The sequence below is a fragment of the Candidatus Flexifilum breve genome, from assembly GCF_016713355.1.
Genome location: NZ_JADJPI010000007.1, coordinates 265,838 through 289,193, shown reverse-complemented (window position 1 = coordinate 289,193; position 23,356 = coordinate 265,838). Strand labels below are relative to the sequence as shown.

The 23,356-nt window shown below is 60.4% G+C and carries 23 protein-coding genes; 11 read left to right on the top strand and 12 right to left on the bottom strand.

The genetic code is table 11. The features are described from left to right. The first annotated feature begins 255 nt into the window (after positions 1–255). The gene (locus tag IPK17_RS06820) at positions 256–1,371 is read left to right on the top strand and encodes a carbohydrate ABC transporter permease (protein ID WP_343416928.1); all 1,116 of its coding nucleotides are present in this window, start codon (positions 256–258) and stop codon (positions 1,369–1,371) included. After that, entirely contained in the window at positions 1,368–2,237 is an 870-nt protein-coding gene (locus tag IPK17_RS06815; protein ID WP_343416927.1) for a carbohydrate ABC transporter permease, read from the top strand. The genes IPK17_RS06820 and IPK17_RS06815 overlap by 4 nt, the downstream gene beginning before the upstream one ends. 155 nt (positions 2,238–2,392) lie before the next feature. Here IPK17_RS06815 and IPK17_RS06810 read toward each other — a convergent pair whose 3' ends face one another. The 4 genes from IPK17_RS06810 to IPK17_RS06795 form a co-directional block, all read right to left on the bottom strand. Continuing rightward, a complete protein-coding gene (locus IPK17_RS06810; protein ID WP_343416926.1) occupies positions 2,393–3,322 on the bottom strand; it encodes an alpha/beta hydrolase in 930 nt (309 codons plus the stop codon). 289 nt (positions 3,323–3,611) lie between these two features. Next, positions 3,612–3,944, bottom strand: coding sequence for a VOC family protein (locus IPK17_RS06805; protein ID WP_343416925.1), 333 nt, complete (start codon positions 3,942–3,944; stop codon positions 3,612–3,614). A gap of 10 nt (positions 3,945–3,954) precedes the next feature. Next, the gene (locus IPK17_RS06800) at positions 3,955–4,836 is read right to left on the bottom strand and encodes an AraC family transcriptional regulator (protein WP_343416924.1); all 882 of its coding nucleotides are present in this window, start codon (positions 4,834–4,836) and stop codon (positions 3,955–3,957) included. Positions 4,837–4,839: 3 nt separating this feature from the next. Beyond that, the gene (locus tag IPK17_RS06795; RefSeq protein WP_343416923.1) at positions 4,840–5,751 is read right to left on the bottom strand and encodes a hypothetical protein; all 912 of its coding nucleotides are present in this window, start codon (positions 5,749–5,751) and stop codon (positions 4,840–4,842) included. A 71-nt stretch (positions 5,752–5,822) separates the two neighbouring features. On the opposite strand from IPK17_RS06795, the gene IPK17_RS06790 reads away from it, so the two are divergent. Next, positions 5,823–6,002 carry a hypothetical protein gene (locus IPK17_RS06790; RefSeq protein ID WP_343416922.1) on the top strand — a complete coding sequence of 60 codons (180 nt, stop codon included), beginning with the start codon at positions 5,823–5,825 and terminating at the stop codon, positions 6,000–6,002. Between the two features lie 373 nt (positions 6,003–6,375). Here the strand turns inward: IPK17_RS06790 and IPK17_RS06785 are convergent, their stop codons facing one another. After that, positions 6,376–7,629 (bottom strand): metallophosphoesterase family protein, encoded by a 1,254-nt coding sequence (locus tag IPK17_RS06785; RefSeq protein WP_343416921.1) that lies wholly within the window; start codon positions 7,627–7,629, stop codon positions 6,376–6,378. A 216-nt stretch (positions 7,630–7,845) separates the two neighbouring features. Next, a complete protein-coding gene (locus tag IPK17_RS06780) occupies positions 7,846–8,469 on the bottom strand; it encodes a sulfite oxidase-like oxidoreductase (RefSeq protein ID WP_343416920.1) in 624 nt (207 codons plus the stop codon). 151 nt (positions 8,470–8,620) lie between these two features. Between IPK17_RS06780 and IPK17_RS06775 the strand changes: the two genes are divergently transcribed. Further along, complete coding sequence (locus tag IPK17_RS06775; RefSeq protein WP_343416919.1) at positions 8,621–9,184, top strand: Uma2 family endonuclease; 564 nt, start codon at positions 8,621–8,623, stop codon at positions 9,182–9,184. A 1-nt stretch (position 9,185) separates the two neighbouring features. On the opposite strand, the gene IPK17_RS06770 is transcribed toward IPK17_RS06775, so the two are convergent. Then, the gene (locus IPK17_RS06770; protein ID WP_343416918.1) at positions 9,186–9,575 is read right to left on the bottom strand and encodes a VOC family protein; all 390 of its coding nucleotides are present in this window, start codon (positions 9,573–9,575) and stop codon (positions 9,186–9,188) included. A gap of 262 nt (positions 9,576–9,837) precedes the next feature. On the opposite strand from IPK17_RS06770, the gene IPK17_RS06765 reads away from it, so the two are divergent. Then, positions 9,838–10,992, top strand: a complete 1,155-nt coding sequence (locus tag IPK17_RS06765) for a damage-control phosphatase ARMT1 family protein (RefSeq protein ID WP_343416917.1) — start codon at positions 9,838–9,840, stop codon at positions 10,990–10,992. Positions 10,993–11,127: 135 nt separating this feature from the next. Here IPK17_RS06765 and IPK17_RS06760 read toward each other — a convergent pair whose 3' ends face one another. Then, positions 11,128–13,377 (bottom strand): ATP-binding cassette domain-containing protein, encoded by a 2,250-nt coding sequence (locus tag IPK17_RS06760; RefSeq protein ID WP_343416916.1) that lies wholly within the window; start codon positions 13,375–13,377, stop codon positions 11,128–11,130. 159 nt (positions 13,378–13,536) lie between these two features. Here IPK17_RS06760 and IPK17_RS06755 point away from each other — a divergent pair, with 159 nt between their 5' ends. After that, positions 13,537–14,340 carry a coenzyme F420-0:L-glutamate ligase gene (locus tag IPK17_RS06755; RefSeq protein ID WP_343416915.1) on the top strand — a complete coding sequence of 268 codons (804 nt, stop codon included), beginning with the start codon at positions 13,537–13,539 and terminating at the stop codon, positions 14,338–14,340. Positions 14,341–14,464: 124 nt separating this feature from the next. After that, positions 14,465–15,415 (top strand): ring-cleaving dioxygenase, encoded by a 951-nt coding sequence (locus IPK17_RS06750; protein ID WP_343416914.1) that lies wholly within the window; start codon positions 14,465–14,467, stop codon positions 15,413–15,415. A 572-nt stretch (positions 15,416–15,987) separates the two neighbouring features. Here IPK17_RS06750 and IPK17_RS06745 read toward each other — a convergent pair. After that, the gene (locus IPK17_RS06745; RefSeq protein WP_343416913.1) at positions 15,988–17,550 is read right to left on the bottom strand and encodes an SH3 domain-containing protein; all 1,563 of its coding nucleotides are present in this window, start codon (positions 17,548–17,550) and stop codon (positions 15,988–15,990) included. Between the two features lie 163 nt (positions 17,551–17,713). Between IPK17_RS06745 and IPK17_RS06740 the strand changes: the two genes are divergently transcribed. Further along, positions 17,714–18,490, top strand: coding sequence for an SDR family NAD(P)-dependent oxidoreductase (locus IPK17_RS06740; RefSeq protein ID WP_343416912.1), 777 nt, complete (start codon positions 17,714–17,716; stop codon positions 18,488–18,490). A gap of 15 nt (positions 18,491–18,505) precedes the next feature. Continuing rightward, positions 18,506–19,138 carry a hypothetical protein gene (locus tag IPK17_RS06735; protein ID WP_343416911.1) on the top strand — a complete coding sequence of 211 codons (633 nt, stop codon included), beginning with the start codon at positions 18,506–18,508 and terminating at the stop codon, positions 19,136–19,138. A gap of 243 nt (positions 19,139–19,381) precedes the next feature. Here IPK17_RS06735 and IPK17_RS06730 read toward each other — a convergent pair whose 3' ends face one another. The 3 genes from IPK17_RS06730 to IPK17_RS06720 form a co-directional block, all read right to left on the bottom strand. Continuing rightward, positions 19,382–19,711 (bottom strand): metalloprotease family protein, encoded by a 330-nt coding sequence (locus tag IPK17_RS06730; RefSeq protein WP_343416910.1) that lies wholly within the window; start codon positions 19,709–19,711, stop codon positions 19,382–19,384. After that, the gene (locus IPK17_RS06725) at positions 19,708–20,007 is read right to left on the bottom strand and encodes a 4a-hydroxytetrahydrobiopterin dehydratase (RefSeq protein ID WP_343416909.1); all 300 of its coding nucleotides are present in this window, start codon (positions 20,005–20,007) and stop codon (positions 19,708–19,710) included. The genes IPK17_RS06730 and IPK17_RS06725 overlap by 4 nt, the downstream gene beginning before the upstream one ends. A gap of 80 nt (positions 20,008–20,087) precedes the next feature. Continuing rightward, positions 20,088–20,537 carry a GNAT family N-acetyltransferase gene (locus tag IPK17_RS06720; RefSeq protein ID WP_502748474.1) on the bottom strand — a complete coding sequence of 150 codons (450 nt, stop codon included), beginning with the start codon at positions 20,535–20,537 and terminating at the stop codon, positions 20,088–20,090. Positions 20,538–20,682: 145 nt separating this feature from the next. Here IPK17_RS06720 and IPK17_RS06715 point away from each other — a divergent pair, with 145 nt between their 5' ends. Next, a complete protein-coding gene (locus tag IPK17_RS06715) occupies positions 20,683–22,503 on the top strand; it encodes a M3 family oligoendopeptidase (protein WP_343416908.1) in 1,821 nt (606 codons plus the stop codon). A 305-nt stretch (positions 22,504–22,808) separates the two neighbouring features. Beyond that, positions 22,809–23,345 carry a GNAT family N-acetyltransferase gene (locus tag IPK17_RS06710; RefSeq protein ID WP_343416907.1) on the top strand — a complete coding sequence of 179 codons (537 nt, stop codon included), beginning with the start codon at positions 22,809–22,811 and terminating at the stop codon, positions 23,343–23,345. Positions 23,346–23,356 lie beyond the last annotated feature (11 nt).

The following is a 23,356-nucleotide window of genomic DNA, read 5'->3' as shown; positions in this document are numbered from 1 at the left end:
AAGGTTGTAGGGGCGCAGCATGCTGCGCCCCTACGTTTAATAACGTCAGTTATGGATAAAACAGACGAGGTCGCTGGGCTGCTGTTCCCAGAATCACGGCGCCACCGACCCCTCCCCCGGGAATTGGGGAGGGGAGACACTCCTTCCCCCTCTCCGCTTGCGTGGGAGAGGGGGGCTAGGGAGGGGGAACTGCTTTAGGGACCGTCGATTTGCGTTCACCTGATCCATAACTCACGCTCAATAGGGGATCCTCTTATGCCACGCATCAACCGTGATCGCCTCACCGCGGTCCTCATGCTGACACCCTCGATCATCCTTGTCGCCGTGTTCGTGTACGGGTTCATCGCGTGGACGGGATGGACCTCTCTCACCGATACCACCTCGAACACCTTGATCAGTGGTCAGTCTGCCAATTACATCGGCGGCGAAAATTACGCCGAACTCTTCTCCCGCGCGCTCGACAAACGCTTTCGCGCCGATCTCGTCAACACCGTCTTTTTCACGATCATGTTCATCATCGCCTGCCTCGGCGTTGGCATGGGACTCGCCATCCTGCTCGACCAGAAGGTGAAAGGCGAAAACACGTTCCGCACTATCTTCCTCTTCCCGATGGCGCTCTCGTTCGTCGTCACGGGGGTCGTGTGGAGGTGGTTATTCAACCCGGAGAACGGCATCAACTCGCTGCCCACGCTGATCGGCTTGCCCGCGGGGACGTTCTTCTGGCACATCAGCGACGCCAAAGCCTTCACCTTCTTGTGGCAGGATGTCCCGGCGATCATCGGCATCATCGTGTTGGGGATCGTCGTGTTCTTCGCGCTGCGCAGTTGGGCAAAGCAGAAGTCGATGCTGGCGGCGCTCCTCGGGGCGCTGGCGCTGCTCACGATGGCGTGGCTGTCATTCGGCAATCCCAGCAGTTTGATCGCCATTGCCCGCCCGGAAGAACACAGCTTCCGCCCGGCGCTGCTGGCGCTCGTGCTGGCCGCGGGTTGGCAGATGTCCGGCTATACGATGGCGATGTATCTCGCGGGGCTGCGCGGCGTCTCGGATGAGCTGCGCGAAGCCGCGCGCGTCGACGGCGCGACCGAGCTCGGCGTGTACCGCCATGTGATCCTGCCGCTGCTGGCGCCCATCACTCTGAGCGCGATGATCATCCTCGGTCACATCTCGCTCAAAATCTTCGACCTCGTCTACACGATGGGCGGGGGCGATAACCTCTACATCGATATGCCCGGCATGTACATGTACATGCTGTCCTTCCGTGGGACTGATGTTGCCAAGGGCGCAGGCATTGCCACGATCATGCTGGTGATGGTTGCCGTCGTCATCGTCCCCTATCTGATCACGCAGTTGCGTTCGGAGAAGTCGCTATGAGCGCCATTACGCAGCCCTCACCCCTGAGCGCGGAAAGCTCTGCCGCGCCGCGCAAGCTGACCATCGGGCGCGTCATCATCTATGGACTGCTCATCCTGTGCTCGATCCTGTTCCTCGTCCCGGTCTATATGGTGCTGGTGACGAGCTTCAAGAGCATCGATCAGGTCAGCCTGTCGACCATGTGGCAGTTCCCGTCGGCCTTCACGCTCGAAAGCTTCCAGCGCGCCTTTGAACGCCTGTCGCCCAACCTGCTCAACAGCATCTTCCTCGTCGTCCCGGCGACCATCGGCTCGGCGATCATCGGGTCGCTCAACGGCTACGTGCTGTCCAAGTGGCAGTTCCGCGGCGCGAATATTCTGTTTCCGCTCATGCTGTTCGGCATGTTCATCCCGTACCAGTCGATTTTGATCCCGCTGGTGCAGTTCCTGAACTCGGTCGGTTTGTTCGGCAACCTGTGGGGCTTGATCCTCGTGCACATCGTGTACGGCATCCCGATCACCACACTGATCTTCCGCAACTACTACGCGGAAGTCCCCACCGAAATGCTCGAAGCGGGGTCGATTGACGGCGCGGGCTTCTTCGGCCTGTACCGCCACATCGTGCTGCCGATCTCCGCGCCCGGTTTCGTCGTGGTGATCATCTGGCAGTTCACGCAAATCTGGAACGAGTTCCTGTTCGGCGTGACCATCGCGCAGAACTCTCCGGTGATCACGGTGGCGCTGCAAAATCTCGCGGGCAGCCAGATCGTCGAGTGGAATGTGCAAATGGCGGGGGCTTTCCTCGCCGCCATCCCCACGCTCCTCGTGTACGTGCTGCTCGGTCGCTATTTCATCCGTGGTCTGCTGGCAGGCAGCATCAAGGGCTAAAGACTCAACGCCAAGACGCTCGGTCGCAAAGCTGCCCAGAGATAATGCTCAACGGCACTTTGCGTCCTTGCGTCTTCGCGCCTTTGCGTTAAATCTTCTCGTATTTTTCCTCTGCGCTCTCCGCGTTCTTTGCGCTTAACTTTCTTTTGGCTCTCTTACTCTGTGTTCTCTGTGTTCTCTGTGGTTAAAAATTCTTTTATTCTCTCTTCGTACTCCGCCGCGCCTGCCGCCGCGATATACCCGCCGTGTGTCGCGCCGGGCACTTCCCACAAGCGGATATTCTCCCCGCCGACGCGCTGCATCTCCCGCGCACCTGCCAGGCTCGGTTCGCGCGTCCCGTAGATCAGCAGGACGGGCGCGTCGATCGCGTCAATCGCGTCGATTGGGCTGAGCACGCTCATATCCACGCCGACGGTCACCCGGTAGCCGAACAGCGCCCCGAAGCGAAACAGCGCGCCTAGCCCCAGCGGCAGATGCGTCAGCGAATTCTCGTCAATCTCCGCATTGAAATTGTGATAGCCACCTTCGCTCACCAGCCACGCGATCTGATTGTTGAAGCGCGCCGCCGCCATGAGCGCCGCCGCGCCGCCCGCCGAAAAGCCGTGCAGACCGATCTGATTCGGATCGACGTCGCCACGCGTGTTGAGGTAGGCCAGCGCATCTCCGCCCGTGTCAGCTTCCAGATAGCCGAGCGAATTCGTGACCGGCGCGAGACAAGTGCGCCCCGCATAGGACAGCACGTTGACGCCGGCTGCGCGATACGCTGCCACCTCGTCAAGCCGTTCGCCCCGTCCGCCGCTCGTGGGGACGACGATCACCGTGAATCCGGACGACTCATCGGCTGGAATCCAGTAGGCCGGGATCATTTGGCCGGGAAATTCACTCGATGGGAAGCTCACATCTTCGTAGTTCCAGCCCATGCCCGCCGGGTCTTGACCACCGCCGCAGCCCGGCGCGGTCAGCACGCTGATGAAACCGAAGCCGAGAACGAAGGGGAGGGCCAGCCCCAGCGGAATCACGATGGCGAGGGTCACGATTACGATGAAGCGGATGCGCTGCTGCGGGGTGCGCTGGGGTGTCATCATGGGGCTATCCTTGCCGACCATTTGGGATATTCGTTGGGGAAATAAAAACAGACCGCCGGACATTGCTGCCCGGCGGTCTTCCCTTGCGGTCTCTGGGAGCCGACCCCTTTTCAGGAGACGCCCACTAGAGAAGGTGAGCGTCTAGGGGGTAGCCCCCTTATGACTGCGACTATCCACGCGATCACCTCCCTTTAGCTAACCCGTCGATAATTCACAGTATATGCAGTTTTTTGCACAGGTCAAGAGGGTTCATATAAGACAAAGATTAGAAATTCCCCTCTCAGCCTGTCTAGTGTTGATCCAGCAGAATGCCATTCCCATCCGGATCGATCAGCGTAGCGTGCGCCGGGCCGCTCGTCGACTCATCGGCCTCCAGTGTCAGCGCGATCCCCTGCGCCTTGAGCGCCTTCTGCACGCCGCGCACATCCAGCGGGTTGAAGGTCAGGATATTGTCGGGGAACATCCCCTGAAACAGCCCGATCTTAGCGTCGCCGTTGCGCAAAATGAGCCAGTTCTGGCTTTCGTCGCCAGCGATCTCGGTGAACCCCAGTTTTTCGTAGAATGCTCGCGACGCCTTGATGTCCTTCACCGCCAAACTGACTGAAAATGTGCCCAGATCCATCTTCTCGCTCCTACAAGCTCACCACCGGAATGGCGCATTCCAAGTCGTAGGTCTCCCAGCCGATCTCCTGCGGCGCGCGGTGATAGATCTCCATGGCGGGCAGGTTGTCCGGCTGAAAGCGGCTGCGCGGCAGCCAGGACCGGAACAGGTAGTGCCACGCCTTGTCCACGTCGAAAATATCGCCGCGCACATGGATCGCCGCCACATGACAGGCCGGGAAATCGCGCGCGCTGATGTCGCCTTCGCCCATAAAGCTCTCCGGCGCGACCAGACAGAAATCGTAGCGGCACAGCTCCAGCGGCGTGATATCCGGGTCATCCTGCGACATACCGATCAGTGTGGTCGGTGGGCTGCCGCGCCCCGTGTGCCATGCCATCAGCCGCGCATACCCGTCGAGGACGCGCTCCGGCACATACGAATTCGCGATCCGCAGGTAGGCCAGCCGCGCCGCCGGAAATTCTCGCACGCGCACGTCAAATTGGAATGCTGCCAACTGCTCATCAGTGTATGCGGGAAACGCGGGCAGCGTTTGCCGATTCTTGCTCTCTTTAAGCGGCGTCACGCGATCCCACCGACTGGGACTCAGCCCGTAGCGTTTCTTGAACGCGCGCGAAAAATGCGCCAGCGAGATGAACCCGCTCTCGACCGCCGCATCGCCCACGCGCATCCTTGGGGACGAGCGCAGCAGCAGGGCGGCGCGTTCCAGCCGCAGGCGCAGCGTGAGATCGGCAATCGTTTCGCCCGTCAGCGTTTTGAAGATGCGGTGAAAGTGAAATGGGGAAAAACACGCAACGTCCGCCAGCACCGCCAGCGACAAATCTTCGCTCAGGTGCAGGCGGATGTGATCGATGACGGCGTTGATCCGCTGCGTGTAGACGGGCGTCAGTTCCATCAATCAGTCGCCGTAGACGATCTCTCCGGTGACGACCGCTTCAAAGGCGTCGCCGGGCACAGTCTTCAATTGGTTCAAGTCTTCGTCATCCCAGCGCGGGTCGGTCGCGCCGCTGATGAACCAGCTCGTGCCGTTGTCCGCGACAATCATGCCGTAGGTTTGCAGCGCTTCGAGGATAATGCGCGCCATGCCCGTGTACTCGCTCATGTCGAAGTCAGCGCGCAGGCGCAGGCGCAAGCCCATCGGCGGCAAATCGGGATCGCTGCTGCTGGAGGCATAGTGCGTCGCCGGGTGGATATACGCGCGCTGCGACTCGCTCACGGTGAAGCGCAGCGCATGGTTGATCGCGCCCGCTTCGATCTCGTCATAGCGCACTAGGCCGGGGAAGATTGGCAGCCCCGCCGCATCCGCCGACGTCCAGCCTTCCGGGCGCAGTTCGTTCGAGAGCAGGTTGAACACCGCGCCGCTCGACGCATCCCACCCGTCGCCGTTCCATTCGGCGTTGTACAGCTCATAGAGCATGCAGTTGGCGTCATCCAGGGCGATCACATGGCGGTCGCCGCCCGCCTCGACGGGCGCATCCTCGGGAATCGGGTAGGGGCCGGGGTCACTCTCGTCGCCATAATCAACAAAATTGATCTCGACCGGCGGTTGATCGCCATCCACGACGATGTAGGGGATGCCGTAGGTCGGGTCTTCGCCGAAATCGGCGTGTAGATACTCATCGCCCTCCGCGCTGATGCTGGCGATATAGGCGTCAGAATTGGGATCGACGGGGAAATCGGAGATATCGGTGTTCCACGGATTATCCGGCGGGAAAACGGGGCAATCCCCGACTGTCGGGGGTTCAGCTTGCGCGGCAGCCACCAGCACCGCGCCCAATACCATCACGATCAGCAGGAGCAAACGCATCATTTTTTCCTCTCTCGTTGGTGTATTCTTTATACAGGCAGGCGCGAATGCGGGCAACTAGACTGAAGGTGACGATGAGCACTCCCCACGACGATCCGGTCGATCAGCGCGGCAAGCTGGACGAGCAGCCGTTCGACTACCAGATCACCAAAGACAACCGCGTGCTGCTGTTCTGGCAGGAAAAGCACATCAAGACGCTGGCGGGAACCGAGGCGCGCAAATTCATCGATAAGATTGAGACACTAGTAGGCTGAAGCGCAGCTTCTGTTGGCCAAGGTCACGGGGAATTTCAAGCGCGGCAACGAACGTCGTGACTAGGATGGCTGTCTGAAACGGACGAGATATGAGGATGCCTAAAAAGCGCACAAACACCTCAATAAGCGATGATTTTGTAGGGACAAGGCATGCCTTGTCCTCTTTTCCCTCTCTAAGAATTAGGACGAGGCATGAGGGTGTTTAAAAAGCATCCCTTAAAGCCTTTTCATTCGTCAGCGGACGCGATTTATCGCGTCCCTACGAAAACTGTTTCGGCCTGCGGGATACTTCTATCTCCCCTCCCTGAATTCGGGGAGGGGCCGGGGGTGGGGTCTGCTCCCCCTCTCCAGTGGAGAGGGGGTCTGGGGTTAGCTAACTCGCCGTCTCTTTGCCATTGCGTGCCTCGAAGATCGCGTCGGCGGCCTGCATCAATTCGACGCGCCGCTCCTCGCTGATCCCCTTGGCCATTAGGAAGCGATCCAGTAGTTCGGGATCGGTCAGCCCTTCCGGCGACCCGCCGAGCCGCGCGCGCGTCGGCTGTTCGACCTCTTTGCGAATGGCGGCGATGCTGTTGACGTGCGCCTGACGCAGCGCGTCGCGCACCAAGCCTTCGTTGAACCGCGCCTCAGTGATCGGTGTCAAGTCGACGATCACGCGCACGACGGCATCATCCAGATCGATGCGCTCCTCGATTTCCATAATCAGATCGCCGGTCGGGTCGTCCGCTTGGCGCAGATCGGCGCGGATGGTGACGAACGGACGCGCCTTGACGCGCTTGAACTCCCACACCGCCTTGCCGCGTTCTAGTTCCACCCAGCAGAAGCCCTTCGGGTCGTGTTCCTCGCCGAAGTCGATGCGTTCCAGCGATCCGCTGTAGACCACGGGCGGCAGACCTTCGCGCCCCTCGGTGATATTCTGGTGCTTGTGGATGTGCCCCATCGCCACGTAATCCCAGCGTGGGTCGGCGATGTCCGACGGCAGCACTTCGATGTCGCGCCCGAGCATGATGCCGCGTTCACTGCCGAAGCGCGCCCCGTTCACCGTGAAATGCCCGGTCAGCACGCGCGGAAAGTCATATTGATCGGCGTCGGCGGCGAGGTTGTTGAGGATGGCGCTCATTTCGCGTTGCAGCATGTGATCGGTCTCGGCGATGGTCAGGCCGCCCGTCTCGACTTCTTCGAGCAAGCGCGACCGGATCGGGTAGGGAGCCGCGCCGACGACCACCGATCCGCGCTTGGTCTCGATGACTTTGTTCTCGTAGGTGTCCGCCAGCCACACATTGGGCACGGCCAGCGTATCGTAGATTTCGATGCTCGACGCTTTGAGCGTGGTCGGCGGCAGGTCGTGGTTGCCCACCAGCATCACCAGCGGCGCGAGCGCGGTCAGGTCGCGCACACACCACGCGAACTCGCGCTGATACGTCGGGTTGGGGTTGCGCGTCTTGAACGCATCCCCGGCGAAGATCGCCAGATCGACATCATTCTCGCGCGCAAAGTCGATCATCTCGTTCATGCGGCGGATGAAGTCGCGCACGCGGCTGCTCAAGCCGGTTTCGGGGTCGGTGCGTCCATAATTTTCCATGCCGATATGCACATCGGCAAAATGCAACACGCGGATTGGAGCCATAACCTACGCCATCATCTGATTGGGTAATGCCTGCGAGGTATTATAGCACTGCAGACTGAGATCAGCGGGAAACAGAACCCACTTCCCCTCTCCCGTGGGAGAGGGGACTGAGGGGTGAGGCCAAAAACGGACGCGATAAATCGCATCCGTACGAAGATTGGCTCGGCGAGGAAGGTTGCCTCCCCTCCGGAGAGGGGATGGGGGTGAGGTGGCGGTTTAGAAGAACCCGCCGCGGCGGCTGAACCGCTGTTCCTGGAACGGCTCGCCTTCGTTGTGATACCCGTTGACCTCCCAGAAGCCCGGCTGATCATTCGCGCTGAATTCGAGCGCGCGCAGCCATTTGGCGCTCTTCCATAAGTAGCGCTTGGGCACGAGCGTGCGCAGCGGATAGCCATGCTCGGTATCGAGGTGCTGGCCGTCGAACTTGTACGCCAGCATGACATCGTCGTCCATCATCACGTCGAGCGGCACATTGGTCGTATAGCCGCCGTCACAGTGGGCGATGACGTGGCGCGCCGTCGGGCGCACCCCAAACAGCTTGACGAAGTCGCTAAAGCGCACGCCTTCCCACACCGTGTCAAACTTGCTCCAGCGCGTCACGCAGTGCAGATCACAGGTCTGCGTGACCGTGGGGAGCGCCTGAAAATCTTTCCAGTTCCAGCGCATTTCTTTGTCGACTTCACCGAAGACGCGCAAATCCCAGGTCGCCTCGTTGAAGCGCGGGACGCCGCCATAATGGAGCACGGGAAAATCGAGCGTGAGCGACTGTCCGGGGGGCAAACGCCCTTCTTTGCGCATCTGTTCTTCCAGCTTGCGCCGCTTGAGTACGTTCTCCAGCATTGTTGAGACCCTATCCACTCATTGATAGGGTGATTATAACGTAGTCTGCGCGCAGAAGGATTCTTACACACGGGGCTTTAAGGCAAGCGCGGCAGTACGCTTGGCGTTCCCGGTATAATAGGGGTATCACGAAAGCAAAAGGATCAAGCCGATGGATGTGCAGACCCGCATCGGGATGCCGCTGGACGAGTTCATCCGCGAATATGACAAAGCCCCCTTTGAGCTGGTCAACGGCGAAAGGATTCCCGTAGTGCCGACCGTAGCGATTCACGGAGAGATTATTCGCGTTTTGGTCATGCTGTTGGCCAAGCTGAATGGAATCGTTTTTTATACGGATACACCCTTCGTACGGGATGAGAAATCGGATCGGGTACGCGGTTCGCGTGTACCGGATCTCATGGCCTACCGGGTTACCCGTTGGACGGACTACAAAAACGCCACACCGGACTGGCGCGAACGTCCGTTTGCTCTGATTCCTGATTTATGTGTGGAAGTGGTTTCGAAGACCGATAACTACGAGGATGTTGACGACAAGGTCGCCGAATATTTACAGCTTGGCGTGAGTATGGTCTGGGTGATCAAACCGCGCAGCGAAGTGATCACCGTGCATGTAGCAGAACGTGTGCAGCGCCTGACCGCGACCGATCTCCTGACGGGCGGCGACGTGCTGCCCGGTTTCAGCGTGCCCGTCGCCGACGTTTTCCCCAAAGCCTGACTCACACGCTCTGCCGGAGCTCCCACAGGTTACCTTCCGGGTCGTTGAAGTACACTACCCGGTAGCCCCACGGCTGCGTCAGCGGGGGGCGCGTGAACGGCACGCCCTTCGCGCTGAGCGTCGCATAGATCGCATCCACATCGTCGACATCGGCGCACAGGATCGACCGGACCAGTTTCCCGCTCAGCGGTTCGAAGGCGCTCACGTCCACGCCGACCATCTCCGCCGATTGCCCCAGCTCCTGCAGCGCAAAATCCTGATCCTGCATCTTAAAGGCGACGAACTTGGCTTCCAGCTGCGCGACCGGCAAACCCAAGGTATCCCGATAGAATGTCAAGCAAGCGGGGAAATCCTGCACAAAGAGCACGATAGCGCTGACCCGGTTGAACATGCTGTATTGCTCCTGACTTGGCAGATATGCCCGAACTGGATCGCTATGGAGCCACTGGTTCAGGTATAATTAAGATTAGGTTTAATCTAGAACAAAAGTTCAAATTAGTCAACCGATCGATTAGGTCAAGCAAGGGGTGAGCTGCACAATGTCCGCCTGGGACTTGGCTCAGCCCGTTCGTTATTCTCAACCGGACGACAGGCGTTGTCCCAATACCCATCCCCGAGCTTCAGGTTTTGAACGGGGAAAAGGATAAGAATGCATGACCCCTCCCCCAATTCGCACCGATGGCAGCAACTGGTTTGCCGCCAACACGATGCGTGTGCGCGTGCCCAACATCATTCGCGAGACACAGCGCCTCAATAACTTCCCCATGCCCATCCACACCGCGTTGGAACGCCTGCGCATCTCGATTGAGAACGACGCGCCGATCCACCCGCTGCCCGATTCCGCGCCCGACTACGACCTGTGGTTGGAGGCGTTCGCCGCGCATGACGGCGAGTCGTGGCTGAATACCGAGTGGTTCTTCGCAGAGGTGTATCTCTATCGGCTGATCGTCGGCGCAGTTGATTGGCACACCACTGGCGTGGATCCGTTCGTCGCCAAGAAGGAAGAAGAGGTCACGGGTGGTGGGATTCAGGCGGCGATTCGCCATGCGCTGACGGCGCCACCCGACACACGACTCGCAAACCTGCTGCATCATGCGTTGTGGGGCAACCGCGTCGACTTGAGCTATGCCATCGGCACGACGCACGGCGCGGCGACCAGCGACGATCTGCTGGCGGATGACAGCGCGGCGGTCATCGATTACTTGCAGGCGAGCGAACCGGGGCACGTCCATATCGTGCTCGATAACGCCGGGACCGAACTGGCGATGGATATTCTGTTCGTCGATGCGCTCCTCGATATCGTGGATCGCGTCACGCTGCACGTCAAAGATCATCCAACCTTCGTCAGCGACGCCACGCGCAGCGATGTGCTCGACTTCCTGAGCGAAATGGCGCTGCGTGGTTCACTCACGCGCGGTTTCGGTCAAGAGGCGCGTGAGATCAGCGAACGGGTGCAGTTGGCGCTCATGGATGATCGGCTGCGCATCACGCCGGATCGCTGGTGGAACAGCCCGTACTTCGGCCCGCAGATGCCGCCGCGCCTGCTGTGGCAGTTCGAGGACGCCGAATTGGTGATCTTCAAGGGGGATGCCAACTATCGCCGCATCGTCAGCGATGCCTTGTGGCCTGCCGACACGCCGTTCGCCGAAGCGGTCAACTATTTCCCCGCGCCGCTGCTGGCGCTGCGCACCTGCAAAAGCGATACCATCGTCGGCTTGCCGACGGGCTTGGCGGACAAGCTCGATGTGGCGCACAACGATTGGCGCTTCAACGGCAAGCACGGCCTCATCCAGTTCTACAAGCCGTAGCGGCCTCACCCCGTTTCGCTGCGCTCAACCGCCCCTCTCCCTTGGGAGAGGGGCAAAGAACCGTCAGGTTCTTGGGGTGAGGCCTACGCATTGGCAGACTAAACTGAAATCCCACACGCCGTCTAGTTACCGATTTTACCCCCGCAGATACCGCCCCGTGATCGACTGCTCGGCGTGCACGATGTCGCGCGGCGTGCCTTCGAACAGCACGCGCCCGCCTTTGTTACCGCCTTCTGGCCCCATGTCGATGATCCAGTCCGCGTTTTTGATCACGTCGAGATTGTGCTCGATCACGATCACCGTATTGCCCGCATCCACCAGCCGATTCATGATCGCCAGCAGGTGCGTGATATCCGACATGTGCAGCCCGGTGGTCGGCTCATCCATCACGTAGATGCTGCCCTGCTTGTGCAGTTCGCTGGCAAGCTTGATGCGCTGGCACTCGCCGCCGGAGAGCGTGCTGAGCGGCTGCCCCAACGTCAGATAGTCGAGGCCGACATCGCTCATCGCCTGCAGCCGAGCGGTGATCTTCTTGATGGTGAAGAACTCGAGCGCCTGCTGCACCGTCATCCCCAACACATCGTTGATCGACTTGCCGTTCAGCTTGTATTCGAGCACCTCGTCCTTGAAGCGCTTGCCTTCGCAGATTTCGCACGGCGATTTAACCTCGCCCAGCGCCGCCAGTTCCGTGTAGATCACGCCTAAGCCCTGACAGTTCTCGCACGCGCCCTCCGAATTGAAGCTGAACAGGGACGGGCTGACGTTGTTGGCGCTGGCAAACGCTTTGCGCACATCGTCCATGATGCCGGTGTAGGTGGCCGGGTTAGAGCGCGTATTCGCGCCGACGGGCGACTGATCAATCACAATCGCGTCGGTATGCTGGTGTAGAAACACCTGATGAATCAGTGAGCTTTTGCCCGAACCCGCGACGCCTGTCACAGTAGTCAGCACGCCTTGCGGGATGTTCACGCTGACGTTCTGCAAATTGTTGACGCACGCATTCGTGATGCGCAGTTGACCTTTAGCGGCGCGGAAACTGGTCTTGATCGGCATCTGGCGCAGCATGTGCTTGCCCGTGAGCGTCTCCGACTGCAGGAGCCCGTCGAAACTGCCTTCGTAGACGATCCGTCCGCCGTTGCTGCCCGCGCGCGGCCCCACATCCACCACGTGATCCGCCGCCTTGATCACATCCGGGTCGTGTTCGACTACCAGCACGGTGTTGCCCCGGTCGCGGAGCTGCTGCAAGAGTTCATTCATGCGGTGAACATCGCGCGGGTGCAGGCCGACGCTCGGCTCGTCGAACACGTACATCACATCGCTCAGGCTGCTGGTGAGATGCTTGACGATCTTGACGCGCTGCGACTCGCCGCCGGACAGCGTGTCCGTTTCGCGGTTCAGCGTGAGGTATTCCAGCCCAATGTCGATCAGATATTGCAGCCGCTGGACGAGCGTCGCGACGATGGGCGCGCCTTTCGGATCGGTGACTGCGCGGATCACGTTGATCAGATCGCCCACTTCCATGGCCGACATCTCGGCGATATTCAGCCCATTGATTTTGCAGCTCAGCGCCGCTGGACTCAAGCGCGCGCCGTGGCACAGCGGGCAGAGCTGCATCGTCAGATATGGCTCAACGGATTTTTGGGTGCGCTCTGAGAGGGTTTTCAGGTCGCGGGTGATGTACTTCTGCGTGAACTTCTCGACAATGCCGTCGAAGGTCATGTTCATCGACTTGTTGCCGATCATCATTTTGACCTTGACGGGCTGGCTGTAGAGCAGGCGGTTCATTTCCTCGTCGGAATAATCGGCCAACCGCTTGTCGGTGTCGAATAAGCCCGATTGCGTGAGGAGATTCCAGCCCCAACTGTCAATGGCATACTCCGGGAACAGGATGGCGCCCTCGTTGATCGACTTGGACGGATCGAGAAAGCGGTCGAGATCCACACCCAGCTTGCGGCCTAAACCGTTGCATTCCGGGCACATCCCCTGCGGATCGTTGAATGAGAATAGGTTGACGTGCCCCACATGCGGCTGACCAATATACGAGAACAGCCGCCGCAGCACCGCGTAAATGTCGGTGATGGTGCCCATCGTCGAATGCGAACCGCCGCCGAGGCGCTTTTGATCGACCACAATTGGCATGTTCAGGTTCTCAATGGCGTCGGCGTCCGGCTGGGAGTAGCGCGGCAGGAAGGCGCGAATGAACATGCTGAAGTTTTCGTAAAGCTGGCGTTGCGCTTCAGAGGCGATGGTGTCGAAGACGATGGAGGACTTGCCCGAACCCGACACGCCGGTGAAGATGGTGATCTGGCGTTTGGGAATGCGCAGCGAAACGTTCTTGAGGTTGTTCTCACGCGCACCGCGAATCTCGATATATTCCTGGGGCATGGGTTCTCCTTCTCAGATCGCAAACTGAAGCCTTAAGCCGTGCGTAGCTATATGGTTGCGGTCGCCGGGTGTGTGATGCACATGCCCAAGGCAGACTAGCTTTCAACCTATGCCAGTGATAGCATGAACGCAAATCGTAACTGAGTCCGGAGTTTCACTGTGCGTAACCCCTTAATCGTGATCCCGGTGCCTGCTCCGGTGCAGCAGGCGGCCTTTGACCTGTACGCCACGCTGACCGATGCTATCGCCGCGGCGGGCGCAGCCCTTGAACCGGGTGATGTGCTGGCCGTGTCCAGCAAGTACGCGGCGATCAGCGAGGGCCAGATCGTCAAGCTGGACGAGATCGAGATCACGCCGCAAGCCGCCATGCTCGCCGAGCGCTACAGCATGAATCCCGGGATCGCCGCGCTGGTCGCGCAGCAGGCGGATCACATCTTCGGCGGTATTCCCGGCTTTTTGCTCACCTTCAAAGACGGCATTCTCTCACCCAATGCGGGCATCGACCGCTCGAACATCCCCAATGGCTACGCGGTCGTCTTCCCGGAGCATCCCTATCGCACGGCGGCGCGCATTCGCGCGGCGATGCGGGCGCGCCTCGGCGTCGATATCGGCGTTATCCTCACCGACAGTTGGCTGATGCCGGGGCGCATCGGCACGACGGGCGTCGCGCTGGCTACGGCGGGTTTCCGTCCCGTGCAGGATGAGCGCGGCAAGCCGGATCTCTTCGGCAACCCAATGATGGTCACGCGGCGCGGCATCGCCGACACGATTTGCGCGGCGGCGCAGTTGGTCATGGGCGAGCGTGACGAGGCGACCCCGTTCGCCATTGCCCGCAACACCGGTGTCACACTCACCGATGATGAGATCACCGTTGCGGATGTCGCCATCGAGTGGCCGATGTGCATCTACGTGCAGTCGCTCACCGAAGGCGCGCTCGTGCAGGTTGAACGCAGTCCCCGCTAAACCCTCATCCTGCTTTCACCATCCGATCCGATAATTCAATTGGGGCGCGGCGTGCTGCGCCCCGATCATCTCCGCACTCATCAGCACTTCCCATTCTGAGGTCTGAGACGAAAGGCTACAGCATATGCAGCTTCACGGGCTTCACCATGTCACTGCCGTCACCGGCAATCCTGGCTTGAATCACGATTTCTATACGCGCGTGCTGGGTCTGCGCTTGGTCAAAAAGACGGTCAATCAGGACGATACCTCGGCGTATCACCTGTTTTACGCGGATAAGCTCGGCTCCCCCGGCACGGATATGACCTTCTTCGACTGGTCGATGCTGGGCGCTAATCGGCGTGGCACGGACAGCATCGCGACCACGCAGTTCCGCGTGAATGGCGCGGCGGCGCTCAATTACTGGGTGGGACGCTTGATGGCGGAAAACGTGCAGCACGAGGGAATCAGCACTTGGGCGGGGCGCGCCGCGCTGCGCTTCGACGATCCCGAAGGGCAGCGCTTGATGCTGGTCGACGATGGCGGCGCGCCGTATGAGGGCGAAGTGTGGGATGGGGCCGATGTGCCGCTCGACCATGCCATTCGGGGATTCTACGGCGTCGTGCTGCACGTCCCTAATCTCGACCGTATGGCGATTCTGCTCACGCAGGTGCTCAACTTTGCCGAACTCCGTCGGGAGACGCTGCCCACGGGCGAAGCGCTGATTGTGTTCGGCATGGATGGCGGCGGGCCGGGACGCGAAGTGCATGTGGTCGAAGTGCGCAGCGGCGGACGCGCCAATCTCGGACGCGGCGGCGTGCATCACGTCGCCTTCCGCGTGACGGATGACGCCGAGCAAGCGGCATGGGAACAGCGCCTCGCCCGCGTCGGCCTGCCCACCTCCGGCCAAATCGACCGCTTCTACTTCAAGTCGCTCTACTTCCGCGTGTCCGAGGGCATCCTGTTCGAATTGGCGACCGACGGCCCCGGTTTTGCCGCCGACGAAAGCCTCGAAACGCTCGGCGAACGGCTGGCGCTGCCGCCCTTCCTCGAACCGCACCGCGCGCAGATCGAAGCCGGTCTCAAGCCGATTGAATGAAGTATTCACAGACCCTCAGCCCTGCTAGCACGCAAGCGGGGAGAGCGCGATAGTTTAATCTGAGGCAACAGACAGAATGGCTTGCCCCTCCCGTTAGCGGTCGAGGCAAGAGGGTGTTGAATAAGGGCAGCTTCCGACCTCACCCCCAGCCCCTCCCCGAATTCAGGGCGGGGAGACAGCCAAAGCGCTGTTCATCGCCCCTCTCCCCGCTTGCGTAGGAGCGGGGGTTGGGGGTGAGGTGACATAGATAGGTTTTCATGGTTCCCAATGGAACCTGGGGTTCCTTCGCCAAAGAATCTGTAGGGACGAGGCATGCCTCGTCCTGTCTTTCTCTGGAGAGGGCAACCCACCCGTCATCTATTTCCCTAACTGAGGAAAATCAAAGCGTTACGCGGAGCGGTTCTGGTGCGATTTTCTACCGAGGACGAGGCATGCCTCGTCCCTACAATTAAAAACCTACCCCTGACAGGTGGGGTGAGGGGAACGCGCGCATGAGGTTTATTCCTAACTGACGTTAAAACACAACGGACGCCCCGCGAGGCGTCCGTTGTGATTCTGAAGCGAAGGGCTGCTTACGGGTGGTTGCCGGTGTTTTCGGTGACGGACAGCGTGCCGCTGATGAACGAACCGGAGGCAAAGCTGCCGATCCAGATGTCATAGCGCCCACTCGCCGGCGAATTGAAATCAATCGTCGGGTTGAGCGTGCCGAAGCTGTCGTCGTTGCAGGCGAACTGACCATTGGCGCCGTTGATAATCATCGTTGAGTCGCCGCTGCCCACGAAGTAGAAGCGCAGCGTCGGGAACGCGCCAGCGGTGTAGTTCACGCTGAAATCGGGCGCGGAGGTCGCGAAGCCGGTGCAGCCGCCGCCCAGATAGCTGACGTCAACGCTGCCGCCGGAGGTCATGCCTGCTTGGAACGGATCCGGCACGAAGCCCGAAGTCAACGGGGTCGACCCGTAGTTCGGCGGCAGGTTGAAGTTCAACGTCGCCGCCGGAGCCGCGGTCGTGGCCGTCGGCGTGGCGGTGGCCACTGCCGGGTTCGTGCTGGTCGGCGTCAGCGTGAACAGCGTTGTGCTGGTCGGCGTCAGCGTCGGCGGGGTGATGATCGAGATTGCCGCGCAGTTGCCGCCAACACGCACCACAGTGCCGGAGACCCAACCGGTCACGCCATTGACCGTCACCTGATACCACGAGGCATCCGGGACACGACCGAGGACGAGCGCGGTTCCCAACGGCGAAAGCTGCGTCACAATGCCGAAATTCGTGCCGGGGCCGCTGCGGACATTGACCGCCGTGCCGCCGACCGTCGCGACCGTGCACGGGCCGAGCGGATTAATCGTCGGGAAGGCGATCTGCGTGGGCACGAACAGCGTGGGCGTCGCCACAATCACCACCGAGGTCGGGAGCGCTGTGGGCTGCACGTTTTGCGCTGTGCCACCCGTCGCCGGGCAGCGGATCGGGCCGTTTTCGACTTCCAGACACACGAAGAAATCGGAATTTGCGCCGCTGAAGAGTACTTCAAGCAGGAAGGAGACATTGCCCGGCGGCAAACGGAAGCGCGCGCCGCCGATCAGCGCGCCCGCCGAACCGAGCAGTTCGCCCGTTTCCGAGTCGCGCAGGACGAAGACCGGGCTCGCGCCCGCCGAACGTGACTCCGCCGTCAGCAGTTGGAACGCAGTCGGGTTGCCCGCGACGGTGAAGGCCGCGCGCGTCGCTTGATCGCTCACATTGCTGGTGATGGCTTCGCCGGGTTGGAGCGGTTCTGGCGCTTCGAGCGGTTCACCCGCCTGAATGCTCAGCAGGAACGCGCCCGCCGTGCCAAATGTGCCGCTGATCTCGATGCGGTACTGGCCGGGCGTGGAAATTGGCACCGTGCCCGCTACCGTCGAACGGCCCGCGCTGTTATCAACGCTTTGCAGTACGACGCCCGACGGATCGAACACGCGGAACGCCGGTGCTAACCCGGAGCCAATCGTCAAAACCTGAATTTGCAGCGTCTGCGGCGTCGGCACATTCACGCTAAACGCCGAGACTGGGATTGCCGCGCTCACTTCCCCCGTCACATTCTCGCCAATCCCGACTGGAACGACGTCGGCCTGGGCAGTGACGCTCACCGCGGTTAAAACAATTAACATGAAAACTACTATGAGCTTACGAATTGTCATCGTTTATGTCTCCACTCCACCAAGTGCTGCTCTCCCTTAACTGTACGACAAATACGATACATTGCAATCAGGCTAAGGGCGGAGAGACAATAAGAATAAGGACTACACCGCGTGGGCAGAAAGGCAGCGGATCATGGGACGACTACAGGGCAAAAGCGCGTTGATCACCGGAGGTAATTCAGGCATCGGACAGGCGACGGCTCGCCTCTTCGCGCAGGAGGGCGCGCAGGTCATGATCGCCGCGCGCAATCAGGAGAAGGCCGCGCACACTGTCGCGCTGATCACGGACGAGGGCGGCACGGCATGGGCGCTGCCGTGCGATGTGCGCCAGGCCGACGACTGCGAACGCGTGGTCGCCGAAACGATCCGCGCCTTTGGCGGGCTGGATATCGTCTTCAACAACGCGGGGATTGTGCCCTACACGGGCATCCTCGATACCAGCGACGAGACGTGGCTCGACACCTTCGCCACCAACGTTCACGGCACGTTCTACATCAGCCGCGCTGCTGTGCGCCACATGCTCGCGCACGGCGGCGGCGTGATTGTCAACAACGCGTCGGATTGGGGCATCGTCGGCGGGCAGGACGCGACCTGCTACGCGGCGACTAAGGGCGCGGTTGTGCAGATGACGCGCTCGATGGCGCTCGATTTCGCGCGGCAGGGCATCCGCGTGAATGCGGTGTGCCCCGGCGATACGTTCGTCGAACGCTGGCGCGCTAACGGGCACGCGGCGGATGAGGAAGCCTTGCGTAAGATGGGCGCGGCGCTGCCCATGGGACGCGTCGGGCAGGTGGAGGAGATCGCGCGGGCGGTGCTGTTCCTCGCCAGCGACGAATCGAGCTACATGACCGGGCAAATGCTCATCGTGGATGGTGGCAATACAGCCGGTGGAGTCAGCACGCGCTATTGACGACAGGAGACCCGCATGGAGACCGATCCGCTCCGAGCACTTACAGCAACCGCACCTAAACGACATCAACGTAGCGCGGCGCTGCCCATCGTCATCCTCGTACTCGCCGGGGTGGGGTTCGCCGTCTTCTGGCTGCGCCCCGCGCAAAAAACGTTCGAAGTTGAAGATTTCCGCATCGTCTACGATGCGCCATGGTACCTTTCCAGCACGCAACTCTGGGCCACCTGTGAGGTTATCGAATTCTGGGAGTGCGACGCGGCCTTGGCCAGCCCCTACACCGAGATGTTAATTGCGCGCTTCAAAACCGAGATTCCCCCAGAAGTGGACGCAGCGACCATCGAAGCCATTAACCGCGCCTCGTGGCTCGAACAGAACCCAAGCGTGAGCTTCGTTCGCGTTGAAGATCTGATGATTGATGGTCAACCAGCCGTTGCCCGCGTGCTGTCAGGCATCACCTTGAACGGGAGCGCGGGAGGTAACAGCGGCTATAGGATGAGCATTTTTGTGAAGAATGGGGTGTGGTTATATACGTTTGATATCGACAGCATCAGCGAAGAACGGTTTGAACAGGATCGCGCGTCCGTGATGGCGCTGCTCGGTGGCTTCGAGTTTCGCCAGCGTATTGTGGACGGGAACAGGCAGACCTAAGGGTGTTTAAGAGGCCATTTGAAAAATCAATCGTCTTGAATTCCGTAGGGGCAGACCGATGTGTCTGCCCTGTATTGGGCGCACACGTAGGTGCGCCCCTACGAGAACATTTCCGAATATTCAGATGTCTTCTAAAAAGCGCTTAAAGCCTTTCCCTTCGTCAGCGGACGCAATGAATTGAGTCCCTACGAAAACAAATTCGGCTTCTCTGCGCTCTTGGCGTTCTCTGCGGTTAAGTCTCTTTTACTTTTTCGTGCTCAGTCGATCCGCGATGAGTTGCAAGTCGCCTGCCGTGCCCGAGAGCGACAGCGTGCCGAACACCATCACGACGATGGCGAGAATCGACTGCGGATACGTCTGCGCGTTGGCGATGGCGTACATGCCGAGCAGCGCCAGCATGACGAACACCAGCGCAGGCAGTCCGGCGACGAACACATATTGGTTATCGGTCAGGTCATCGGGGATATCGACATGGGTGCGCGTCCAACTCACGGCGCGGCGACCAATCACGCGCAGGGCGAGCAGGTGCAGCAGTTCATGCGGAACGCCAAGGATGCGGGTTAACTGGTTCATTTGACTCGTGGATATCCTAAGCGTTCAATCGCCGCCGCAGCCTCAAAGTCTTTCGCCGTGAGCTGATTGCCCGCGCTGTGCGTGGTGAAGCTCACGCGGACTTTCTTGTACCCGATATACAGATCCGGGTGGTGGTCCAACCCTTCGCACACCGTGCCGATGGCACTCGCCAGCGCGAGCCCGGCCATGTAACTGTCGAGCGCATACGTTTTGCTGATCACGCCGTTCTCTGCCGCCCACCCGGGCAGCGCGGCGATCCGGGCGGTGATGTCGGCTTCCGTCAAAGCAGCAGCCATAGCCAAATCTCCTGTTACAGTAAAATCGCTGCCCCAAGCTTACCCATGAAACCTGAAACGCGCATAAACGAACTGTGCCTTCAGGGAACGCGCCGGCGCAAATGCAAAATCGGATACGGTTTGCCGAGCCCGTCGCGCTCCGAGCGGGCAAACACCTCAAAGCCGAGATGCAGATAGAAGCCGACCGCCTGCGGGTTCTGTTCGTTCACGTCGACTTCCGTCGCGCCGAAGACCTCAACGGCGTGCGTCATCAAGCGCCGTCCGGCACCCTGCCCGCGATAATCCGGATGGATGAACAGCATTTCGACCTTGTGCACGTCGATGGCGACGAAACCGCCGATGATCTGCGCGTCATCACGGACGCTGGCGAGCGTCAAATGCGGGAGCACCTGCCGCACGAGCGGTCGGAAGATTTCAATATCGGCGGGGGCGACAAAATCATGGGTCGCGCGGACGGACGCTTCCCAGACTTCGACGACCCGCGCATAATCGGCGGGGTGCACAGTAAAAACACCCGGTTGCAACGGCATGATCGTCCTCCGTTGACTGCGCTGAGCATAACGGATTTGTTATACGTTACTTACTATACTCTCCTTCTATCGACTGTGCATCAGTTGCTTTCAGCCGCGGTTTTCAGTACCATTGGAGTAAAGTTGAATGCTGAAAGAGGATAGAATGGCGGATGTAGTACTGGAACAGAAGACTGGCGCGGAAAACGTCATCTGGGATCTGTCGATCTTTTATCAGAAGCTGGATGATCCCGCCATTGATCGGGACATGGAACGCGTGCAGGGCATGGCGAACGACTTCGCCGCCAAGTATCGCGGGCGCGTGGCACAGCTCGACCCCGAGGAAATGGTCGACGCGATGGTCGAAATGGAAGCCATCTACGATGTTTCCGGGCGCATCGGCTCGTATGCCTCGCTGAACTTCAGCACGGACACGACGAACCCGCAGGTCGGGCGGCTGCTCCAGCGCGTGCGCGAACAGGGCGCCAAGCTCGCCCAGACGCTGCTGTTCTTCGATCTGGAATGGAAGGCGGTCGACGATGCGGTCGCGGCGCAGCTTCTGGCGCATCCCACGCTCGGCAAGTACCGTCACCCGCTGGAAGCTGATCTCCGCTACAAGCCGTACACCCTGAGCGAGATCGAAGAGCAGTTGATCGTCGAGAAGGATGTGACCGGGGCGGGTGCGTGGGTGCGCTTCTTCACCCAGTTGACCAGCGCCATGCGCTTTGACTGGGAAGGCGAAAAGGTCAACCAGTCGAAGATTCTCGACAAGCTGCACAGCGAAGATCGCGCGGTGCGCGAGAAGGCCGCCGAGTCGGTCACGGCGGGGCTGCGCGAAAAGCAGATGGAACTGACGTACATCTTCAACACGTTGATGCTCGATAAGGCGAACGAAGACCAGCGGCGCGGCTACCCGACGTGGATTTCGGCGCGCAACCTGTCCAACAAAGCGCCCGATGCGGTGGTCGAGGCGCTCATTCAGGCGGTGACGTCGAATTACGACATCGTCGCGCGGCACTACCAGCTCAAGCGGGCATTGCTCGGCCTCGACGAGCTGCGTGACTATGATCGCTACGCCCCGCTCAAGATCGACGCGCCGGAAGCCAACTACTCATGGGAAGAAGCGCGCCAGGTCGTCCACAGCGCGTATACGGCTTTTAGCCCGCGCCTCGGCGAGATCGTCAACCGCTTCTTCGACGAAAACTGGATTCACGCGCCCGTGCTGCCCAACAAGCGCGGCGGCGCGTTCGCCGCGCCGACGGTTGCTTCGGCGCACCCGTTTGTGTTCGTCAACTATCTCGGCAAAGACCGCGACATTATGACGCTGGCGCACGAACTCGGGCACGGCGTGCATATGTATCTCTCCGGCGAAGCGCAGGGTCAGACTGGCCTGTATACGCCGCTGACGACGGCTGAAATGGCGTCCGTATTCGGCGAAATGCTCACGTTTGAAGACCTGATGCGCCGCCAGCCCGATCCGGCGGTGCGGCTCAAGGCGCTCGCGCACCGCGTCGAAGACAGCTTCGCGACTGTCTTCCGGCAGGTGACCATGAATCGCTTTGAAGACGGGATGCACACCGCCCGCCGCAGCGAAGGCGAACTGCCGACCGAACGCATCAACCAGATCTGGCTGGAGACGCAGCGCAAGATGTTCGGTGATAGCGTCACGCTCACGGACAACTACGGTTGGTGGTGGAGCTATATCGGTCACTTCATCCACACGCCCGGCTATGTGTACGCCTATGCCTTTGGCGAACTGCTCGTGCTGGCGCTGTTCAATGTGTACCGCAAGCGCGGCGCGGACTTCGTGCCGCAGTACCTCGACGTGCTGGCGGCGGGCGACTCGGATTACCCGGATCGCATTCTGGCGAAGGTCGGCGTGGATTTGACCGACCCGAACTTCTGGAACGAAGGCCTGGCTTTCCTGCGCGGCATGGTCGAAGAAGAAGAACGCCTCGCCCGCGAAGTGTTCCCGGAGAAGTTCTAGACGAGTTCACAGTTTACAGTGGACAGCTCACAGTCAGGCTGTCCAGTGTGAGTACGGACGCCCCTCCTGCTGACAGGCGCGGTAAGCCGGTAGCTCGGTAGTGTTACGGGATCCTTTCAGCCTCACCCCTAAATCCCCTCTCCCAAGGGAGAGGGGACTTCACGAACGCATGTTTCTCCCCTCTCCGTTCGGAGAGGGGCGGGGGTGAGGCTAAAAGCAACGGTTTCATGCTGCTCTACGGCGCTGCGCGCCTGTCTTGCCCTCATCTCTGAATCCACGGGCATTTTGCCGCCAGGAGTTGACCGATGTCCCACGCTTACATCATCCGTGAGGCGACGCCCGACGATGCCGAAGCCTTGATTGCCTTCATGAAACGCATCGCCGACGAGCCGAACAACGGCACGACCTTCACTTCGGCTGACGAATTTACGCGGACCGTCGATGAAGAACGCGATTTGATCCGGCAGCGGCATGACGCTGACAATGCCTGCTGGTTGGTCGCCGTGACGCCTGACGGCCAGTTGATCGGTCAGGCGAACATCAGCGGCGGGCCGCGCGCGGGCAAGCGCACGGTCGGCCTCGCGATTGCGCTCGCGCCGGAGTGGCGGAATCGCGGCATTGGCACGGCCATGATCCGCCAATTGATCGACTACTGCCGCCAGAGTCCTGCCATTCACCGTCTGGAACTCGGCGTGTATACCAACAACCCGCGCGCGATTCACGTATACGAAAAGCTCGGCTTTGAGCATGAAGGCGTCGACCGCGAAGCCTTCTGGAAAGCCAACGAGGGCGGCTACCTCGACTCGTATCGCATGGCGATCCTGTTCGACGACGCGCGCTAAACGTCGGCGGA

What these genes read in the sequence shown, in the direction of transcription:
- IPK17_RS06820 (WP_343416928.1), top strand. Translation starts at nt 256, where the DNA reads ATGCCACGCATCAACCGTGATCGCCTCACCGCGGTCCTCATGCTGACA.
- IPK17_RS06815 (WP_343416927.1), top strand. Translation starts at nt 1,368, where the DNA reads ATGAGCGCCATTACGCAGCCCTCACCCCTGAGCGCGGAAAGCTCTGCC.
- IPK17_RS06810 (WP_343416926.1), bottom strand. Translation starts at nt 3,322, where the DNA reads ATGATGACACCCCAGCGCACCCCGCAGCAGCGCATCCGCTTCATCGTA.
- IPK17_RS06805 (WP_343416925.1), bottom strand. Translation starts at nt 3,944, where the DNA reads ATGGATCTGGGCACATTTTCAGTCAGTTTGGCGGTGAAGGACATCAAG.
- IPK17_RS06800 (WP_343416924.1), bottom strand. Translation starts at nt 4,836, where the DNA reads ATGGAACTGACGCCCGTCTACACGCAGCGGATCAACGCCGTCATCGAT.
- IPK17_RS06795 (WP_343416923.1), bottom strand. Translation starts at nt 5,751, where the DNA reads ATGATGCGTTTGCTCCTGCTGATCGTGATGGTATTGGGCGCGGTGCTG.
- IPK17_RS06790 (WP_343416922.1), top strand. Translation starts at nt 5,823, where the DNA reads ATGAGCACTCCCCACGACGATCCGGTCGATCAGCGCGGCAAGCTGGAC.
- IPK17_RS06785 (WP_343416921.1), bottom strand. Translation starts at nt 7,629, where the DNA reads ATGGCTCCAATCCGCGTGTTGCATTTTGCCGATGTGCATATCGGCATG.
- IPK17_RS06780 (WP_343416920.1), bottom strand. Translation starts at nt 8,469, where the DNA reads ATGCTGGAGAACGTACTCAAGCGGCGCAAGCTGGAAGAACAGATGCGC.
- IPK17_RS06775 (WP_343416919.1), top strand. Translation starts at nt 8,621, where the DNA reads ATGGATGTGCAGACCCGCATCGGGATGCCGCTGGACGAGTTCATCCGC.
- IPK17_RS06770 (WP_343416918.1), bottom strand. Translation starts at nt 9,575, where the DNA reads ATGTTCAACCGGGTCAGCGCTATCGTGCTCTTTGTGCAGGATTTCCCC.
- IPK17_RS06765 (WP_343416917.1), top strand. Translation starts at nt 9,838, where the DNA reads ATGACCCCTCCCCCAATTCGCACCGATGGCAGCAACTGGTTTGCCGCC.
- IPK17_RS06760 (WP_343416916.1), bottom strand. Translation starts at nt 13,377, where the DNA reads ATGCCCCAGGAATATATCGAGATTCGCGGTGCGCGTGAGAACAACCTC.
- IPK17_RS06750 (WP_343416914.1), top strand. Translation starts at nt 14,465, where the DNA reads ATGCAGCTTCACGGGCTTCACCATGTCACTGCCGTCACCGGCAATCCT.
- IPK17_RS06745 (WP_343416913.1), bottom strand. Translation starts at nt 17,550, where the DNA reads ATGTTAATTGTTTTAACCGCGGTGAGCGTCACTGCCCAGGCCGACGTC.
- IPK17_RS06740 (WP_343416912.1), top strand. Translation starts at nt 17,714, where the DNA reads ATGGGACGACTACAGGGCAAAAGCGCGTTGATCACCGGAGGTAATTCA.
- IPK17_RS06735 (WP_343416911.1), top strand. Translation starts at nt 18,506, where the DNA reads ATGGAGACCGATCCGCTCCGAGCACTTACAGCAACCGCACCTAAACGA.
- IPK17_RS06730 (WP_343416910.1), bottom strand. Translation starts at nt 19,711, where the DNA reads ATGAACCAGTTAACCCGCATCCTTGGCGTTCCGCATGAACTGCTGCAC.
- IPK17_RS06725 (WP_343416909.1), bottom strand. Translation starts at nt 20,007, where the DNA reads ATGGCTGCTGCTTTGACGGAAGCCGACATCACCGCCCGGATCGCCGCG.
- IPK17_RS06720 (WP_502748474.1), bottom strand. Translation starts at nt 20,537, where the DNA reads ATGCCGTTGCAACCGGGTGTTTTTACTGTGCACCCCGCCGATTATGCG.
- IPK17_RS06715 (WP_343416908.1), top strand. Translation starts at nt 20,683, where the DNA reads ATGGCGGATGTAGTACTGGAACAGAAGACTGGCGCGGAAAACGTCATC.
- IPK17_RS06710 (WP_343416907.1), top strand. Translation starts at nt 22,809, where the DNA reads ATGTCCCACGCTTACATCATCCGTGAGGCGACGCCCGACGATGCCGAA.